The following is a 255-nucleotide window of genomic DNA, read 5'->3' as shown; positions in this document are numbered from 1 at the left end:
GGATAACTACCGGAAACGGTAGCTAATACCGGATACGCAAGATCCTCGCATGAGGGACTTGGGAAAGACGGAGCAATCTGTCACTTATGGATGGGCCTGCGGCGCATTAGCTAGTTGGTGAGGTAATAGCTCACCAAGGCGACGATGCGTAGCCGACCTGAGAGGGTGAACGGCCACACTGGGACTGAGACACGGCCCAGACTCCTACGGGAGGCAGCAGTAGGGAATCTTCCGCAATGGACGAAAGTCTGACGG

Annotated in this window: 1 rRNA gene; it reads left to right on the top strand. The window is 56.1% G+C overall.

From position 1 onward, the window contains the following. A 16S ribosomal RNA gene (locus KJS63_RS25945) occupies nucleotides 1-255 on the top strand; the annotation flags it as partial.

It is taken from the genome of Paenibacillus sp. J22TS3 (assembly GCF_018403205.1).
GTDB lineage: Bacteria > Bacillota > Bacilli > Paenibacillales > Paenibacillaceae > Fontibacillus > Fontibacillus tuaregi.
The sequence above is the reverse complement of the archived record's forward strand: the minus strand, read 5'-3'. Positions and strand labels throughout refer to the sequence as shown.